Below are 17,190 nucleotides of genomic sequence, written 5' to 3'. Positions count from 1 at the left end.
TCCTCCATGTATCTCGGTCTCGATTTAGGCACATCCGGCGTCAAGGCGCTGTTGATTGACGACAAGCAATCCGTCATTGGCTCCGGCACAGGAACACTGGATGTTTCACGGCCGCATTCCGGTTGGTCCGAGCAGGACCCCGCGCACTGGATACGCGCGACCGAAGATGCCATTGCCGCACTGAAGGCCAGTCATCCCAAAGAATTGGCTGCTGTGAAAGGCATCGGCCTGTCCGGCCAGATGCACGGCGCAACGCTGCTTGACGGCAATGACAGCGTGCTCCGGCCCTGCATGCTGTGGAACGACACGCGCAGCCATGCGGAAGCAGCCGAACTCGACGGCAACCCGATCTTTCGCGCGCTCAGCGGCAACATTGTTTTTCCCGGCTTTACCGCGCCGAAAGTGATGTGGGTGAAGAACAACGAGCCGGAGATTTTCGCAAAACTGCGGCGGGTGCTGCTGCCGAAGGATTATCTGCGGCTCTGGCTGACCGGCGAACACGTCTCCGAAATGTCCGATGCGGCGGGAACATCCTGGCTCGATGTCGGCAAGCGCGCCTGGTCGGACGAGCTGCTCGGCGCATCCGGACTCGACGGGAGCCACATGCCATCCCTCGTCGAGGGAACCGACGTTTCCGGCACGCTCAAGACCGATCTGGCCACGCGTTGGGGCATGGGCAGCGGGGTGGTTGTTGCCGGCGGCGCCGGGGACAATGCCGCTTCCGCCTGCGGCATGGGCACCGTGGCGGAAGGCCATGCCTTCGTCTCGCTCGGCACATCCGGCGTGCTGTTTGCCGCCAACAATGCCTATCTGCCCAACCCGGCGAGTGCCGTTCACACCTTCTGCCATGCCCTCCCTGACACGTGGCACCAGATGGGTGTGATCCTCTCCGCCACCGATGCGCTCAACTGGTATGCCGGCATCACCGCGCGCAAGCCGGCGGAACTGACCGACGAATTGGGTGACAATTTACGAGCCCCTTCCGGCGTGACCTTCCTGCCTTATCTCTCCGGGGAACGCACGCCGCTCAACGATTCCGCCATCCGCGGCTCGTTCCAGGGACTGGAACATGCCAGCGACCGGGCGAGCCTGACACAGGCAGTGCTTGAGGGCGTCGCCTTTGCCTTCCGCGATTGCCTGCATGCGCTTGCCAGTGCGGGCACCAGGCTTGACCGGGTGACCGCCGTCGGCGGCGGCTCGCGTTCCGCCTACTGGCTGAAAACCATTGCCACGGCGCTCGACATTCCCGTCGACGTGCCTGCCGACGGGGATTTCGGCGCAGCCTTTGGTGCCGCAAGGCTTGGCCTCATCGCAGCGGAAAAGGCCGATCCCCGTGCCATCTGCACGCAGCCCGCAACGGAAAAGACCATCGAGCCCGACAAGGGTCTCACCGCCGATTTCGACATCGCCTACCGGCGCTACCACAACCTCTATCCAGCATTAAAGGGAGTTCAATCATGAGCAGCGGATTTTTTGGTGACATCAAACCAGTCAGATATGAGGGGCCGGACAGCACCAATCCGCTTGCCTATCGTTTTTACAATCCCGAAGAGCTGATCAATGGCAAACGCATGGAAGACCACCTGCGCTTTGCGGTCGCCTACTGGCATTCCTTCACCTGGCCGGGCGGCGATCCCTTCGGCGGCCAGACCTTCGAACGCCCGTGGTTCAATGACACGATGCAGGGCGCGAAGCTGAAAGCCGACGTGGCTTTCGAGATGTTCTCGCTGCTGGGCGCACCGTATTTCTGCTTCCACGACGCCGACGTCCGTCCGGAAGGCGAGACTCTCGCCGAAAGCAACAAGCGCCTCTACGAGATTGCAGACTATTTCGCGGGCAAGATGGAAAAGACTGGCACCAAGCTGCTCTGGGGCACCGCCAATCTGTTCTCCAACCGGCGCTACATGGCCGGTGCAGCCACCAATCCCGATCCCGATGTCTTCGCCTATGCGGCTGCGACGGTGAAAACCTGTATCGATGTCACGCAGAAACTGAAGGGCGAGAACTACGTGCTCTGGGGCGGCCGCGAAGGCTACGAGACCCTGCTCAACACCGACATGAAGCGCGAACTCGACCAGATGGGCCGGTTCCTCAGCCTCGTCGTCGACTACAAGCACAAGATCGGCTTCAAGGGCGCGATCCTCATCGAGCCGAAGCCGCAGGAGCCGACCAAGCACCAGTACGACTACGATGCGGCGACAGTCTATGGCTTCCTCAAGCGCTTTGGCCTGGAGAACGAGGTCAAGGTCAATCTCGAACAGGGCCACGCCATCCTTGCCGGTCATTCGTTTGAACATGAACTGGCAACCGCTGCAGCACTCGGCATTTTCGGTTCCATCGACATGAACCGCAATGATTACCAGTCCGGCTGGGATACGGATCAGTTCCCCAACAATGTGCCCGAGGTGGCGCTGGCCTATTATGAAATCCTCAAAGCCGGCGGTTTCACCACGGGCGGCACCAATTTCGACTCGAAACTGCGCCGCCAGTCGCTCGATCCGCAGGACCTGCTGATCGCCCATATCGGCGGCATGGATACCTGCGCCCGCGGCCTCAAGGCAGCGGCGAAGATGGTCGAGGACAAGGCCCTCACCGGTTTTGTCGAGGAGCGCTATGCGGGCTGGGCCAAGCCTGACGCACAGGCCATGCTGTCGGGCAAGCTGTCGCTCGAGGATATCGCCAAGCATGTCGAGGACAAGAAGATCCAGCCGCAGCCGCGCTCCGGCCGCCAGGAATATCTGGAGAACGTGGTCAACCGCTACGTTTGAGGGAGTGTTTTTACCCCCCTCTGGGCTGCCGCCCATCTCCCCCACAAGGGGGGAGATCAGCCTGCATTACGATTTCGACCAGTTCTGAGACCTCGCAAAACAAGTAAAAATGTCGATGTCGATGTGATCTCCCCCCTTGTGGGGGAGATGTCCGGCAGGACAGAGGGGGGTGTTCACAGCCATTCCCCCTTCAAGCATCAGACGTGCTGGCCGCCATTGATGTGGATTTCCGAGCCGGTCACATAGGACGATGCCTCGGAGCACAGGAAATAGATCGTCTCGGCAACCTCAGCGGTCTTGCCGAGACGGCGCAGCGGCAGCTGTTCCACCAGCTTGTCGGTGCCCGGCGACAGGATTGCCGTGTCGATCTCGCCCGGCGCGATCGCATTGACGCGAATGCCGTGCGGGCCGAAATCCGAGGCCATTTCCCGGGTCAGGGATGCCAGTGCAGCCTTCGATGTCGCATAGGCCGTTCCGGCAAAGGGATGCACACGGCTTCCGGCGATGGAGGTGACGTTGACAATCGAACCCTTGCCCGCTTCCAGCTCCTTGAACAGGCCGCGCGCCAGCATGATGGGTGCGAAGAAATTCACCTGAAACACGGTCGACCATGTGTGCATGGGTGTTTCGATCGAATCCAGCCGGTCACCGCCCGGATTCTTGGGCGAGATACCGGCATTGTTGATCAGGGCATGCAGCTTGCCGCCTTCGATCTCCAGTCTCTGGCGAATTTCCAGGACGGCATGATCCACATCGGCGGGATCGGCGAGATCCACCTTGATATGATCGTCGGGACCGGCAGGCCAGGGACAATCATCGGAAAAATCCTGCCGCGAGCAGGTGATGACGCGCCAGCCGGCGCGGGAAAACCGCTTGACCGTGGCGTGGCCGATGCCACGGCTTGCGCCAGTCAAGACGAGGACTTTGCGTGCTTCATCGCTGCTCATGGGAAAACTCCGTTTGCATGAGCCATAGAGCAAGCGCCGTCCAAAGGGAACTGTGCACGCCGGTATTTTGACGTGTGCCTGCGAACAAACATCGCGAAATTCAGGAAAAACTCGACGTCTTCAAAAACTCGGCCAGACGCTCGCTCTGCGGTTTGTGGAACATGTCGCGCGGGTTGCCTTCCTCGCCGATAAGCCCCTGGTTCATGAAGATCACCCGGTTGGAGACCTCGTAGGCAAAGCGCATCTCGTGGGTGACAAGCAGCATGCTCATGCCGTCCTGCGCCAATGTCTTGATCACCTGCAGCACCTCGTTCACCAGTTCCGGATCGAGCGCCGAGGTGACTTCGTCGAACAGCATCAGCCGGGGATTCATGGCAATGGCGCGGGCGATGGCGACACGCTGCTGCTGGCCGCCGGACAATTGCCCGGGAAAATGATCGGCACGGGCGAGCAGGCCGACACGATCCAGCCATTTCAGCGCAATGGTGCGCGCCTCGTCCCTGTCCAGCTTCTTCACCTTGACCAGGCCAAGCATGACATTGTGAACGGCACTCATATGCGGGAACAGGTTGAACTGCTGGAAAGCCATGCCGGTCAGGGCACGCTGGCGGGCGATTTCCTTCTCCTTCTTGCGCCGGCGCTGGCCGCCGACCATCTCATAACCAATCTCCTGACCGTCTATGCTGATCGACCCGCCCTGGAATTCTTCCAGCATGTTGATGCAGCGCAGCATGGTGGTCTTGCCGGAGCCGCTCGACCCGATGATGCTGACGACATCGCCCTGCTTCATGCTGCAGTCGACGCCTTTGAGGACTTCCACCTCGCCATAGCTCTTGTGCAGGTTGCGGATTTCAAGAAGATTGTCTGGCATCCCGGAATCCCCTTAGGATGGAACCGCCATCTTGCGTTCGACGTAGCGGCCGAAACGTTCGATGGCATAGTTGATGACGAAATACAGGAAGCCGGCGAAGAAATAGAATTCGAGGCTCATGAAGGTTCTGGAAATCAGTTCCTGCGTGCGCAGCAGCAGCTCGGCCACGCCGATAATCGACAGTAACGTCGATGCCTTGACCATTTCGGCTGACGTGTTGACCCAGGCCGGCAGCACCTGGCGCAGCGCCTGCGGACCGAGCACATAGGCGAAGGTCTGCGGAAAGGTCAGGCCGATCGCCTTGGCGGCTTCCGTCTGCCCCTTTGGTATGGATTGCAGCGCCCCCCGGACGATTTCCCCCACATGCGAACTGCAGAAGACGGCGAGCGCCAGAATGCCCGCCTGGAACGGCCCGAGGTCAAGGCCGATGGTGCCGAGCACGTAATAGCTGGCGAGAACCAGCACAAGAACCGGTGTGCCGCGGATGAAATCCGTATAGCCGCGCACGATCCAGCGCAGCGGTGCCCTGGCATAGGTCAGCGCCAGACCAACACCAACCCCGAGCAGCGTGCCGCAGCAGATCGCCAGCAGCGAAATCGACAGGGTGACGCCGATACCCTTGAGGATCGGCCAGCGCGCCAGCCAGAGAACATCCGCGAAATGAACAATATCCATCACATCACCTCGGCAAGGCCAGACGGCGTTCGACAATGCGCATCAGCGCAGCCAGGATCGAACAGGTAAAGACGTAGAGGCAGCTTGCCACCATCCATGTCTCGATGACGCGAAAGGTTTCAACATTGATCTTGCGCGTTTCGAACGTCAGTTCCGGCACGGCGATGGCCGCGGCCAGCGACGTGTCCTTGAACAGCGAGATGATCGTGCTGCCGAGCGACGGCAGGATATTGCGAAACATCAGCGGCGCGATGATCGACGTGCGTATCTGCATTTCCGTCAGGCCGATGGCGAGGCCGGCCTCGCGCAGGCCGGCGGGGATCGACAGCAGTCCGGCGCGGAACACCTCCGCCAGATAGGCACCGGAATAGAGGGCGAGCGTGAAGACGAAGCTTTCGATCTTGCCCAGGCGCAAACCCCACTGGGGCAGCGCGAAATAGGTGAACAGCACGAGCACGAGGATCGGCGTGTTGCGGATGATGGAGACGTAGACCCCGGCCGGACGCTTTATCAGGCCGTTTTTGGATATCAGACCAAAAGCCGTGCACAGCCCGATGACGGCGCCGATGAGGATGGAGCCGAAGGCAAGCGCAAGGCTGAGCGCCAGCCCCAACAGCAGGTCATCGAAGCTGCGCCAGACGGCAGCAAAATTCAGCGTATAGCCCATGAACAATGTCCCCGTTATCGCAAGACAAGGAGAAACGGCTCCAGACAACCCTGGAGCCGCCGGTTGACTACTTGTATTCGACGGGGAAGCCGATCTGCGGCGGCGTCAGGTCCTTGCCGAACCAGGTCTTGAACGATTTCGCATAGGTATCGAACTCGACACCGGTCATCGCCTCATGCAGCGCCGTGTTGACGAAGTTCAGCCAATCCTGATCGCCGCGCTTGACACCGCAGGCATAGGTCTGCGGATTCCAGCCGTAGCCGGCATCCTTGTAGCGATCCTTGTTCTGGGTCATGTACCAGGCAAGCGATGACTGATCCGTGGCGACCGCATCGGCACGGCCGGATTCCAGCGCCTGGTAGATCAGATCGACCGATTCATACTGGTCGACCTTGGCCTCCGGCAGGGCCGCATGCACCATCGATTCGGCATAGACATTCTGCAGCACCGAGATTGTCACCGCAGAACCCGCCGCCTTGAGCGCGGCGTAGTCGGCATATTTGCTGTCGGCCTTCAGCATCAGCCCGACACCTTCCCGATAGTACGGTATGGTGAAGGCGATCTGCTGTGCCCTCTCCCCAGTGACCGTCATGAACTGGCAGGTGATATCCACCTTGTTCGTGGTGATGTTGGGAATGCGGGCATCGGAAGACTGGTTGACGAACTCGACCTTGCTGGGGTCGCTGAACAGCGCCTTGGCGATGATATGACCCATGTCGATATCGAAGCCCTGCAGCGTGTCGTCAGCACCCTTGAAGTGCCATGGCGCATTGGTGCTGCCGGTGCCGACAACCAGATGGCCGCGGGCCAGCACCTCATCGAGCTTGCTCTTGTTGCCCTGCGCGAAAGCCTGATTGAACGGCAATGCGAGCAGCGCGGCCACAGCGACCGTCGCGTAGAATACTTTAGACATTTTTCGTTCCCCTATCCGTCAAGCGAATATTATGTTTTAATCCATTACTATGGAATAGAATATCTAATAATGGATTTTCATAATACGAGGACAAGAGTCGCGACTTGTCAAGCGACATTTGGAATCGCCGCGACAGGGGGGGGGTCAGAAGCTGTATGGGAGCGAAGGGAAGCACGGACCGGACCGTTTGCCGGTCAGTTGCCCATGATCAGGTCGAAGAGCGTGGTCTTGCGCGGCTTCTGGCCATTGCCGCCCACGCCGGCCGGCGGCGTCGGATGGGTCGATCCGGTTTGATCGTCCAGCCCGACCGGCGGAACCGGCCCGCCCGGATTGAGCTGGGCCGATGGCACACCTTCGGCCGCCGGAACATCCGCGCCGGGCAAGGCATCGTTGCCGTCGATGACGGTTTCATTGACGCGGTAATTGCCGGGAAGCTCCGCCACGGGCACGCCCTTGTGCGCGGCGACCATGAATTCCTTCCAGGCCAGCGCGGGCAGTGCGCCGCCGGTGACCTTCTTGGTCGGCTTGCCGTCATCATTGCCGAACCACACGCCCGTGGTCAGGTTCGAGGTGTAGCCGATGAACCAGGCATCGCGGAAATTCTGGCTGGTGCCGGTCTTGCCCGCAGCGGGCCAGCCGAATTTGGCTTTCGTCGCCGTGCCGCTTTCGACGGTCTGGCGCAGCATGGCATTCATCATGCCGACATTGCGCTCGCTGATCACCCGCTCCTGCTTGGGATTCTTGAATTCATACAGCACCTTGCCTTCATGCGTGGTGACGCGGCGAACCAGATGGACCGGCGCCTTGTAGCCGTCATTGGCAAAGGGCACGAAGGAATCGGTGAGTTCGAGCAGCGTGACTTCCGAGGTCCCAAGCGCCAGCGAGGCATTGGCGTTGAGGTTCGAAACGATCCCCAGGCGATGCGCCGTATCGACAACGGTGCTGGGGCCGACTTCCATGACCAATTGGGCGGATACCGAATTGAGCGACCGGGCCAGCGCCTCCGCCAGCGTCACCTTGCCGAAATATTTGCCGTTGTAGTTGCCGGGCGTCCAGTTGCCGATCCGGATGGGCGCATCGTTGCGCACCGATTCCGGCGTGCGCCCCTGCTCCAATGCGGAGAGATACACGAAAGGCTTGAAGGTGGAGCCGGGCTGGCGCTTGGCTTCGCTGGCGCGGTCGAACTGGCTGTTGGCATAGTCATAGCCGCCCACCAGCGCCCGCACCGCACCGGTGCCATCGATGGAGACCAGCGCGCCCTGCGAAACATTGAGCCGGTCGCCGTTCTTCTGGATCAGATCGCGGATCGAGGCTTCTCCCAGCTTCTGCAGGCCGAGATCGACGGTAGTGTCGACAACCACATCCGCACGGACATCACCGATAAGCTCGGGCAACTCCTCCATCACCCGGTCGGCGACATAATGCTCGGAGCCGCTCCAATAGGCGGCCGCGCGGGTCGCCGGCTGCTTCATGGCAACGGTCAGCTCCTTGTCACCGATCATGCCCTGGTCGCGCATGGCCGCCAGCACCAGCTGGGAACGCTCGACGGCGGCTTTCGGATCGCGCGCCGGCGACAGGCGCGAAGGCGCCTTGAGCAGGCCGGCAATGACAGCCGCTTCCGACAGATTGACGTCGTGCGCGGATTTGTTGAAGTAGCGCCGCGAGGCCGCGGCCACGCCATAGGAACCCGAACCGAGATAAACCCGGTTCAGATACATCTCCAGAATCTGGTCCTTGGAGTATTTGTGCTCCAGCCAGAGGGCGAGCAGGACTTCCTGGACCTTGCGCTCCAGCGTGCGGTCCGGCGTCAGAAACAGGTTCTTCGCCAGCTGCTGCGTGATGGTCGAACCGCCCTGCACCAGGCGCCCCGAGATCACATTGGTCGCCATGGCGCGGACGAAGCCGACGGGATCGACACCAAAATGCGAATAGAAGCGGCGGTCTTCGATCGCCACCACCGCCTGCGGCAGGTAGGGCGACATCTGGTGCAGGCCGATCGCCTCGCCGCCGGTGGCGCCGCGATTGGCGATGAGGTCGCCTTCGACCGAAACAATCTTGACGTTGGGCGGGCGGTCGGGGATCGTCCAGGTGGTGGTCTGCGGCATCTTGGCGGCGAAATAGATCACCGTGCCCGCGACGGCGATACCACCCCAGATGCACAGAACAAACGACCAGTAGATGGTGCGGCGGATGAGACCCAGGAAACCGCCACCCTGCCGGCGGCTGGAGCGGCCGCGCCTTGACTTGGCGGGTTTGCGCGATGAGGTCCGGCGCTTCTGGCTTCGCACGGGTCTGTCCTCCGGGTCGGCGCGCATGTCGTCGTCATCGGAACGGCGGTCCGAACTGAACCCCGGCTCGATGCGCTGCCTGCCCTTGTCACGTGGTGCCATTGACTGAAATACCCGCCCCAATCGGTGCCGCAAAATCCTTCGCGACGCGTTGCAGGGTAAATGCGGCGATTTAAGGTGCGGTTAAATTTGGCCGATGGCATCAAACTGAGCATGTGTGAAAGCGAGCGGTTCGGTTCGCGCTTGAGAAATCCGCGCCGGACCGTTAGCTTCCCGCTCATTAGGAATGGAGTGGAAAATGCGATTTGTGGTCCTTGCCTGCGCTGCGATCATCCTCGGCGGTTGCGGTGGCGGTGCCATTGCCAGACTGAATCCCTCGCCCGAATCCGAAGCACAGTATCGCCTCGGCGGCTGCCAGCTGCGCGGTCACGGGACGTGCAAGGAGCCTCTCGACGCGACCGGCGCGCCCGCCCCGGCGGCTGCCGCCGTCAACTGAAACCGCGTTCAGGCCGCCGCAGCGCCGCTGTCGTTTTCTGTCAAATCTTGGCGCGCGAAAAGATTATTATTCTTGCGCCCTTGAAAATTAAACGCGGCAGGCATATTTTGGTGGTGCGTAACGAGCGGTTCTCCTCCCATTTTTCGCTCGTTGCGTGTTCCCCTCTGGACGCATTTGCGTTCACAATTCGCCGGGCTTCTGCCCGGCATTTTTGTATCCGGATGCAGCAACCGGGTCTTTCCGGGGCAATCGGCCCTTCGAAGACGTGATCCGACAGTCATTTCTGCGCGCATCACCTGAATTTTACTTCCCGTTTTGAAATATCGCGTATCAAAGAGAGTAAAACGCGGGGGAACAAAGCAACGATGAGCACGGGCGAAAAAACACGTGTCGATTGGGTCGACATCGCCAAGGGTATCTGCATCATCTTTGTCGTCATGATGCACTCGGTGCTTGGCGTCGAGGACGATGCCGGCGCCCGCGGCTGGATGCATCCGGTCGTGTCGTTTGCCCAGCCATTCCGCATGCCGGACTTCTTCCTGATCTCGGGCCTGTTTCTCGGACTGGTGATCGACCGCCCATGGCTGCGCTATGCCGACCGCAAGATCATCCATTTCGCCTATTTCTACCTGCTGTGGCTGACGATCCAGTTCCTGTTCAAGGCACCTGGCATTATTGCCGAGAGCGGCCCCGGCGGCGCTGTCGGCGCCTATCTCCTTGCCCTCATCCAGCCGTTCGGAACCCTGTGGTTCATCTATCTGCTGCCGGTGTTCTTTGTCGTCACGCGCCTCGTCAGATCCGTCAATGTCTGGATCATCCTCGCCATTGCCGCCGCGCTTGAAACCGTCCCCATCCATACGGGATGGCTGGTCCTAGACGAATTCTGCAGCCGCTATGTCTTCTTCTTTGCCGGCTATGCCTTTGCACCCATCATTTTCGACCTGGCGCAATGGCTGCGGCAACGGCCGCTCACCGCCCTTGCCATCCTCGGTGTATGGGCGCTCGCCAATGGCTGGCTGGTGTTTCACCCGGCATCGCAACCCTTTGCCGCCTGGATACCGCTGGAGGCCTATACATCCGGCGGGCTCGGCGGCTGGAGCAATGTACCCATCATCTCGCTGCTTGCCGGTTTTGCCGGGGCATTGGCCATTGTTTCGGTCTCGGCATTGATGGCGCGACTGGGCTCGGCACCCGCTGCACAATGGCTTGTGCGTGCTTTGCGTTGGCTCGGCGCCCATTCCATTGTTGTCTACCTCGCCTTCTTCCTGCCCATGGCGGTGGCGCGAACCATCCTGCTCAAATCCGGCGTCATCACGGATATCGGCACGATTTCGCTCCTGACCGTCGTCAGCGGCGTCCTGGGGCCGGTGATCCTTTATGGGCTGGTGCAATGGACCGGCTATGGCCGGTTCCTGTTCAAACGGCCGCAATGGGCGCATATCGACCGCGCGCCCACACCGCAAGGCAGGGGCGCGCTTGCTTCTGCGGAATAGCAGGAGCCGTTTTCCGTTTAACTGTGGGCGAAAATATCCTGTTCGTCCCAGCCCATCAGATCGAGCTTGGACCGCGTCGGCAGGAACTGGAAGCAGGCAGCCGCCTCTTCCGCCCGTCCGTCACGCTTCAGGCGCTCGATCAGGATGGCGCTCAGCCGGTGCAGGTAGAGAACGTCGGATGCCGCATATTCCAGCTGAGCCTGCGACAGTTCCGGCGCCGCCCAGTCCGATGACTGCTGCTGCTTGGACAGGTTGATATCCAGCAATTCGCTGCAAATCTCCTTCAGGCCATGCCGGTCCGTGTAGGTGCGGGTCAGGCGCGAGGCGATCTTGGTGCAGAAGACCGGCTGCGGCATCACACCGAAGGCGTGATAGAGCACGGCAAGATCAAACCGGCCGAAATGGAAAATCTTGGTGATGGCGGCATCACCAAGAAGTTTCACCAGATTGGGGGCGGATGTCTGCCCCTTGTCGATCTGGATGACATCAGCCGAGCCGTCACCGGGTGAAATCTGCACAACACACAGCCGGTCGCGATGGGGGTTCAGCCCCAGCGTCTCCGTATCAATGGCAACGGCATTGACCTGATAGTTTGCAAGGTCGGGCAGATCATTGCGGTGAAAGCGGATGGTCATCAAATCTCTCCGGTTTATTTCGTCAGCACGTCAAGAATGCGTGCCCAGGAACGCTGGCCCTTGTGGAAGGAATTCAGCTCGTATTTTTCGTTGGGGGAATGGATGCGGTCGTCCTCAAGCCCGAAGCCGACGAGCAGCGATTCCATGCCCAGCATGTTCTGGAAATCGCCGACAATCGGGATCGATCCACCCATGGCGATCAGCACGGCGGGCTTCGGCCATTCGTCGCTCAAGGCAGTCTTGGCCTTGGCCAGCAGCGGCGAGTCATAGGACAGCTGGATGGCGGGCGAGCCGCCATGCTCATGGAACTCCACAGAGCAGTCGGCAGGGACGCGCTCGCGTACAAAGGCGCGGAAGGCTTCGCGGATCTTGGCGGGGTTCTGCTTGTGCACGAGGCGGAACGACACTTTCGCCGATGCCTGCGCGGCAATGACAGTCTTGAAGCCCTGTCCGGTATAACCGCCGATCACGCCGTTGATCTCGGCGGTCGGGCGCGCCCAGACCAGTTCCAGGATGGAACGGCCTTTTTCACCCGAAGGAATGGAAAGGCCGATGGGGCCGAGGAAGTTTTCCGGCGTGCAGCCGAGTCCGTTCCAGGTCTGCAGGATCTGCGTCGGGGTTTCCTCGACACCGTCATAGAAGCCGGGAATGGTCACGGCACCGGTTTCGTCGTGCAGGTCGGCGAGAATCTTCGTGAGAATGTGAATCGGGTTTGCCGCCGCACCGCCGAAGGAACCGGAATGCAGGTCGCGATCGGCTGCCTTGACGACGATTTCCTCGCCGACCAGCCCGCGCAGGCCGACGGAAATCGCCGGGGTCTGCCTGTCCCACATTCCGGTATCGCACACGAGGGCGAAGTCGGCCTTGAGCTCGTCCTTGCAGGCATTGAGGAAAGGCTTCAGCGACGGCGATCCCGACTCTTCCTCTCCTTCAAACAGGATGGAAATCTTGACCGGCAGCTTGCCATGCACCTCCTTGTAGGCGCGGCAGGCTTCGACGAAGGTCATCAGCTGGCCCTTGTCATCGGCCGTGCCGCGGCCGGTCAGAATCTTGCGGCCATCGCCCATATCCTTGATGGCAGGGGCAAAGGGATCGTTTTCCCACAGTTCGAGCGGATCAACCGGCTGCACGTCATAGTGGCCATAGAAAAGGACATGAGGGGCATCGGCACTTGGCCCCTCATGATGCGCCACAACCATCGGATGCCCCGGCGTGTCGCGCACGCTGGCGTCGAAACCGATGGTCTTCAGATCGGCGACCAGCCACTCGGCAGCCTTGCGGCATTCGGCCTTGAATGCCGGATCGGTGGAGATGGACTTGATCTTCAACAGTTCGAACAGCCGCTCCAGACTTTTATCCAGATTGGCATCAAGGGCGTTCAAGACAGGTTCAAGCGCTGACATGGTAATTCCTGAATTTGTTGGACCGGGATTCGTGAAGGGAGTTCTTCTTAGCCCATTTTCGGGGAAGCGGCAGAAAAAAGTGGAGCCGGAAAAGAAATGGCCGCCGTGGCGGGGGGACCACAGGCGACCAGATCACTACACTCAGATGCGGCGACCCGGAGAGGGGGGATGAGGTCACCGCAAGTCCGGGGCAGGCGGGGGACGAGCCTTAAATCCCGGACATCGATCTATCGTCGACAGCTAGGATTTGGGCCTCAAACCATGGCAATTCAAGGGCACGGAACATTACATCTTTGTAACAAACGCGTGATGCATAAGTGATATGTTCAAGGCCCGTCTGATCCGGCATAAAGCTGTCGTGAGCGGAGGCGAGTTCCATGACGAAAGCAACGACAGAATTGCCGGTTCTGTTCTTTCCGGCAGGCGCAGACTGGGAGGCGTGGCTGGCAGCCAACCATGCGGCATCGCCGGGCGCGTGGCTCAAATTTTCCAAGAAGACCGCGCGGATCAAAAGCCTGTCCAAACAGGATGCGATCGATGGCGCGCTCTGCCACGGCTGGATCGACGGTCAGATCGATGCATTCGATGAAGACCACTGGCTCATCCGCTTCACGCCGCGCAAGGCCGCAAGCCGCTGGTCCGACATCAATCGCACGCGCGCACGCGCGCTGATCGAACAGGGTCGCATCACCCCCTTCGGCCTTGCGGAAATCGAACGCGCCAAGGCCGATGGACGCTGGGACAAGGCGTATCTTTCGCAAGGCAAGGCCACGATACCCGACGATCTGCAGGCAGCCCTCGACGCGAATGCCGAGGCGAAGCAGATGTTCGGGACATTGAGCAGCGCGAACCGCTACGCCATCATCTACCGTGTCAACGATGCCAAGAAACCCGAGACACGCCTGCAGCGCATCGAAAAATTCGTTGCCATGCTGGAGCGCGGCGAAACCATCCATCCGCAGAAGGCCAAACCCTCCCGATAAGCTGCGGCGGCCCGGCGGATTTTGTCAGGAGGAGTCGGCTATCCCGCGATCTTTCGGTGCATGGGAAAGACAGATCATTTCCTTTTGCGGGATGATCATTTAATCGTAGGCACCATGAAAAAAGGTGATCATCTCTTTCTCGTCGACGGCTCCGGCTATATCTTCCGGGCCTATCATGCGCTGCCGCCCCTCACCCGCAAATCGGATGGCCTGCCGGTGGGCGCGGTATCAGGTTTCTGCAACATGCTGTGGAAGCTGCTGCGGGAAGCCAGGGACACCTCGGTCCGGGTGACGCCGACGCATTTCGCCGTCATCTTCGACTATTCGTCGAACACCTTCCGCAAGGAAATCTATCCGGAATACAAGGCAAACCGTTCGGCCCCGCCGGAGGACCTCATTCCGCAGTTCGGCCTGATCCGCCAGGCCACCAAGGCCTTCAACCTTCCCTGCATCGAAAAGGAAGGCTACGAGGCGGACGATCTCATCGCCACCTATGCGCGGATGGCGGAAGCCGCCGGCGCGGAAGTCACCATCATCTCCTCCGACAAGGACCTGATGCAGCTCGTCACCCCGCTGGTGTCGATGTATGACAGCATGAAGGACAAGCAGATCGGCATTCCCGACGTCGTCGAGAAATGGGGCGTGCCGCCGGAAAAGATGATCGACCTGCAGGCATTGACCGGCGATTCCACCGACAATGTTCCCGGCATTCCCGGCATCGGGCCGAAGACCGCTGCGCAGCTTCTGGAAGAATTCGGCGATCTCGATACGCTGCTCGCCCGTGCGGGTGAAATCAAGCAGCAGAAGCGCCGCGAAAACATCATTGCGTTCAGCGAACAGGCGCTTATCTCACGCCAGCTTGTCACCCTGAAGACCGATACCCCCATCGATGTCGGGCTTGATGACTTCGGGCTTGAGCCGCAGGATGGACCGAAGCTGGTCGCCTTCCTCAAGGCCATGGAGTTCACCTCCCTCACCCGGCGTGCCGCCGAAGCGACGGGCATCGATGCCGCCGCCATCGAACCATCCGAGGTCGCGGTGGACACTGTCGCCGAGGCACACGGACCGGACGTTGAAATCCCTGACGGAACTGCTCCCGCTTCAACGACCGAGAAGCCACAGGACAAATCGGATACCGGCGTCATGCTGCCCGCCGACCTGATCAAGGCGCGCGGCGACGAAGCGCTGGCTTCGAAGATCGACACGACAGCCTATATCTGCATCCGCGATCTTGCCACGCTGCAACTCTGGATCGATGAGGCGACCGAAGCCGGACTGGTGGCGTTCGACACGGAAACCACCTCGCTCGATCCGATGCAGACCGAGCTGGTGGGTTTCTCCCTGGCCATCCGGCCGGGGCACGCCGCCTATGTCCCGCTCAACCACAAGTCCGGCAATGGTGATCTCCTCGGCGGTGGCACCGTCGAAGGACAGATTCCGCTCGACGATGCCTTGCGCGTATTGAAGCCGCTGCTCGAGGACCGTTCGGTGCTCAAGATCGCGCACAACATGAAATATGACTGGCTGGTCATGCACCGCTACGGCATCGATCCGCACCCCTTCGATGATACGATGCTGATCTCCTACGTGCTCGATGCGGGTGAAGGCACCCATGGCATGGACGCCCTGTCCGAGCGCTGGCTGGGCCACACGCCCATCGCCTACAAGGATGTGGCCGGCAGCGGTAAGTCATCGGTTACATTTGATATGGTCGATATCGACCGCGCCACCGCCTATGCCGCCGAAGATGCTGATGTCACCCTGCGCCTGTGGCGCCTGCTCAAGCCGCGTCTGGTCGAGGATGGGCTTGTCTCGGTCTATGAACGGCTGGAGCGCCCGCTCGTTGCCGTGCTGGCGCGGATGGAAGAGCGCGGCATTTCCGTCGACCGGCAAATCCTGTCGCGGCTTTCCGGCGATCTGGCGCAGGCGGCGGCTGCCATCGAGCACGAGATTTACCAGCTTGCCGGGGAAAAGCTCAACATCGGCTCACCCAAACAGCTGGGCGACATCCTGTTCGGCAAGATGAGCCTTCCCGGCGGTTCGAAGACCAAGACCGGACAGTGGTCGACATCGGCACAGGTGCTGGAAGACCTTGCGGCGGAAGGGCATGAACTGCCGCGCAAGATCGTCGACTGGCGCCAGCTGACCAAGCTCAAATCCACCTATACGGACGCCCTGCCCGGCTATATCCATCCCGATACCAAGCGGGTGCATACATCCTACGCCATGGCCGCGACCTCCACGGGGCGGCTGTCCTCGTCGGAACCGAACCTGCAGAACATTCCCGTGCGCACAGCCGAGGGCCGCAAGATCCGAACGGCCTTCATCGCCGCGCCGGGCAACAAGCTGATTTCCGCCGACTACAGCCAGATCGAGCTGCGGGTCCTGGCGCATGTCGCCGAGATTCCCCAGCTCACCCAGGCCTTCGCCGATGGCATCGACATTCATGCGATGACCGCATCGGAAATGTTCGGCGTTCCGGTCAAGGACATGCCCTCGGAAGTGCGCCGCCGCGCCAAGGCGATCAACTTCGGCATCATCTATGGCATTTCTGCCTTTGGCCTTGCCAACCAGCTGTCGATTCCGCGCGAAGAAGCCGGGCAATATATCCGCACCTATTTCGAGCGCTTCCCCGGCATCAAGGACTATATGGAGGCGACCAAGGCCTTTGCCCGGCAGAACGGCTATGTCGAAACCATCTTCGGACGCCGCGCGCATTATCCGGAAATCCGCTCCTCCAATCCGCAGGTTCGCGCCTTCAACGAGCGTGCCTCGATCAACGCGCCGATCCAGGGTTCGGCCGCCGACATCATCCGCCGCGCCATGGTGCGCATGGAACCGGCGCTCAACGAGGCAAAGCTTTCGGCCCGCATGCTGTTGCAGGTGCACGACGAACTGATCTTTGAAACCGCCGAAGGCGAAGTCGACGCGACCATTCCGATCATTCGCGAGATCATGGTCAATGCCGCCATGCCGGCGATTTCCCTGTCCGTACCGTTGCAGGTGGATGCGCGCGCCGCACACAATTGGGACGAAGCGCACTAGAACCGG

The 17,190-nt window shown here is 60.7% G+C and carries 14 protein-coding genes; 6 read left to right on the top strand and 8 right to left on the bottom strand.

Annotation, left to right across the window (positions count from 1 at the left end):
* The first annotated feature begins 6 nt into the window (after window positions 1-6).
* Window positions 7-1,461, top strand: a complete 1,455-nt coding sequence (xylB, locus tag AC1Q5O_RS20225) for a xylulokinase (RefSeq protein WP_492565446.1) — start codon at window positions 7-9, stop codon at window positions 1,459-1,461.
* Window positions 1,458-2,768, top strand: coding sequence for a xylose isomerase (gene xylA, locus AC1Q5O_RS20220; protein WP_346305971.1), 1,311 nt, complete (start codon window positions 1,458-1,460; stop codon window positions 2,766-2,768). The genes xylB and xylA overlap by 4 nt, the downstream gene beginning before the upstream one ends.
* 197 nt (window positions 2,769-2,965) lie before the next feature.
* Here the strand turns inward: xylA and AC1Q5O_RS20215 are convergent, their stop codons facing one another.
* The 6 genes from AC1Q5O_RS20215 to AC1Q5O_RS20190 all read right to left on the bottom strand — a co-directional run bounded on the left by AC1Q5O_RS20215 (window position 2,966) and on the right by AC1Q5O_RS20190 (window position 9,231).
* Window positions 2,966-3,715 carry an SDR family NAD(P)-dependent oxidoreductase gene (locus AC1Q5O_RS20215; protein WP_130268458.1) on the bottom strand — a complete coding sequence of 250 codons (750 nt, stop codon included), beginning with the start codon at window positions 3,713-3,715 and terminating at the stop codon, window positions 2,966-2,968.
* A 100-nt stretch (window positions 3,716-3,815) separates the two neighbouring features.
* A complete protein-coding gene (locus AC1Q5O_RS20210) occupies window positions 3,816-4,586 on the bottom strand; it encodes an amino acid ABC transporter ATP-binding protein (protein WP_223612272.1) in 771 nt (256 codons plus the stop codon).
* A 12-nt stretch (window positions 4,587-4,598) separates the two neighbouring features.
* A complete protein-coding gene (locus tag AC1Q5O_RS20205) occupies window positions 4,599-5,261 on the bottom strand; it encodes an amino acid ABC transporter permease (RefSeq protein WP_105738078.1) in 663 nt (220 codons plus the stop codon).
* A gap of 4 nt (window positions 5,262-5,265) precedes the next feature.
* Window positions 5,266-5,928: an amino acid ABC transporter permease gene (locus tag AC1Q5O_RS20200; protein ID WP_223612274.1), complete on the bottom strand. Its 663-nt coding sequence runs from the start codon at window positions 5,926-5,928 to the stop codon at window positions 5,266-5,268.
* Window positions 5,929-5,995: 67 nt separating this feature from the next.
* Window positions 5,996-6,841 (bottom strand): transporter substrate-binding protein, encoded by an 846-nt coding sequence (locus tag AC1Q5O_RS20195; protein WP_492565443.1) that lies wholly within the window; start codon window positions 6,839-6,841, stop codon window positions 5,996-5,998.
* Window positions 6,842-7,035: 194 nt separating this feature from the next.
* A complete protein-coding gene (locus AC1Q5O_RS20190; RefSeq protein ID WP_492565442.1) occupies window positions 7,036-9,231 on the bottom strand; it encodes a transglycosylase domain-containing protein in 2,196 nt (731 codons plus the stop codon).
* Between the two features lie 196 nt (window positions 9,232-9,427).
* Between AC1Q5O_RS20190 and AC1Q5O_RS20185 the strand changes: the two genes are divergently transcribed.
* Both AC1Q5O_RS20185 and AC1Q5O_RS20180 read left to right on the top strand, forming a co-directional pair.
* The gene (locus AC1Q5O_RS20185; RefSeq protein WP_464662275.1) at window positions 9,428-9,625 is read left to right on the top strand and encodes a hypothetical protein; all 198 of its coding nucleotides are present in this window, start codon (window positions 9,428-9,430) and stop codon (window positions 9,623-9,625) included.
* Window positions 9,626-9,990: 365 nt separating this feature from the next.
* Window positions 9,991-11,118, top strand: a complete 1,128-nt coding sequence (locus AC1Q5O_RS20180) for an acyltransferase family protein (protein WP_492565440.1) — start codon at window positions 9,991-9,993, stop codon at window positions 11,116-11,118.
* Between the two features lie 17 nt (window positions 11,119-11,135).
* Here the strand turns inward: AC1Q5O_RS20180 and AC1Q5O_RS20175 are convergent, their stop codons facing one another.
* Together AC1Q5O_RS20175 and AC1Q5O_RS20170 are read right to left on the bottom strand one after the other, a co-directional pair.
* Window positions 11,136-11,753 carry a ribonuclease D gene (locus AC1Q5O_RS20175; RefSeq protein ID WP_223612280.1) on the bottom strand — a complete coding sequence of 206 codons (618 nt, stop codon included), beginning with the start codon at window positions 11,751-11,753 and terminating at the stop codon, window positions 11,136-11,138.
* Window positions 11,754-11,767: 14 nt separating this feature from the next.
* The gene (locus AC1Q5O_RS20170) at window positions 11,768-13,156 is read right to left on the bottom strand and encodes a M20/M25/M40 family metallo-hydrolase (protein WP_492565437.1); all 1,389 of its coding nucleotides are present in this window, start codon (window positions 13,154-13,156) and stop codon (window positions 11,768-11,770) included.
* A 377-nt stretch (window positions 13,157-13,533) separates the two neighbouring features.
* Between AC1Q5O_RS20170 and AC1Q5O_RS20165 the strand changes: the two genes are divergently transcribed.
* Together AC1Q5O_RS20165 and polA are read left to right on the top strand one after the other, a co-directional pair.
* Entirely contained in the window at window positions 13,534-14,139 is a 606-nt protein-coding gene (locus tag AC1Q5O_RS20165; protein WP_492565435.1) for a YdeI/OmpD-associated family protein, read from the top strand.
* A gap of 60 nt (window positions 14,140-14,199) precedes the next feature.
* Entirely contained in the window at window positions 14,200-17,184 is a 2,985-nt protein-coding gene (gene polA / locus AC1Q5O_RS20160) for a DNA polymerase I (protein ID WP_492565433.1), read from the top strand.
* The last annotated feature ends 6 nt before the right edge of the window (window positions 17,185-17,190 follow it).

It is taken from the genome of Phyllobacterium sp. MT110 (assembly GCF_058792715.1).
The sequence above is the reverse complement of the archived record's forward strand: the minus strand, read 5'-3'. Positions and strand labels throughout refer to the sequence as shown.